General features: G+C 41.8%; 1 pseudogene. It reads right to left on the minus strand.

The features are described 5' to 3' along the window. Positions 1 to 562 (minus strand): annotated as a pseudogene (locus GEZ85_RS10100) (reverse transcriptase domain-containing protein); the annotation flags it as partial. Positions 563 to 1142 lie beyond the last annotated feature (580 nt).

Genomic DNA, 1142 nt, shown 5'->3' on the forward strand with positions numbered 1-1142 from the left:
GCAGCCTCGCTTCCGACCGTAATCACACAATCATCTGCGTAGCGCACAAATCGAAGTCCCCTCTTTTCTAATTCCTTGTCCAATTCATTAAGCATGATATTGGATAAGAGAGGAGATAAATTTCCTCATCGAAAAATTTCTCTAGGTCTATATCCACTATCCACTCATAGCCGTCATTTAAGTACTCTAAGAGCTTCATGATAGCTTTTTCACACGACCTATTTGGTCTAAATCCATAGCTCGTATCTGAGAAATGGGGTTCACAGATAGGGCTAATGACTTGAACAATGACCTATTGAATCATTCTATCCATAACTGTTGGAATTCCTAGTTGACGGATACCTCCGTTTGGTTTGGGAATCTCAACTCTGAGAACTGGTTGAGGCTTATATTTTCTCTGTTTTATCAGTTCCTTAGTCAGGCGCCAGTTTTGTCTGAGATAATTATCCATATCTTCGATAGTAATTCCATCAATCCCAGCTGAGCCCTTATTGGATTTTACTTAATTGTAAGCTTCCAGCATATTTTCGCGTGATAATATCTTATCTAGCAATTTTGACATGTGCGTATTCCTTTCTTGTTTTGGTGCCTGAGGGACATCTTATATTAGTGAACTTTCATCTAGTCAGTACGTGACAGAGTCCAGTTCTATCAGACCGTTCGTTTTACAGGCACAAGTGAAGTAGGATTACTTCAATTAGTTGTTCACCCCTTCGCTCCACTTCCATTACAGAAGTTTCCTCACTACTATGGGCTCGGCTGACTTCTCATGATTCGTTGTTACTACGCTTTCAGCGCTCATGAGACCTCACGGGATAAGTCGTACATCTTTCCTCGTTTATACAAGATATGAGGACGTTAAAAGGTTACAGTGAAAAAGATAAATCTTAGTCCGAATTCAATTACTCTCGTAATTTACGCATATAGGTTACTACCTTTTTGGACTTTAGAGTTTCAGGCCCCCTTATCCGCTATATACGCCTTACTATCACGTTCCTGTTTGTAGAGCCACGATTTCGCTATCCTTTCCTCTCCCCGCTACCTCACGATAATCAGGCTTGGGAATCGCTATTGGGTTCACCGGTAGCGAGTGCCCACGGAGGACTTACACCTCAGATGCACGACATGCCCGTCGTATCAAA

Origin of the sequence: Streptococcus mitis, assembly GCF_009496205.1 — a bacterium.
Classification (GTDB): domain Bacteria; phylum Bacillota; class Bacilli; order Lactobacillales; family Streptococcaceae; genus Streptococcus; species Streptococcus mitis_BN.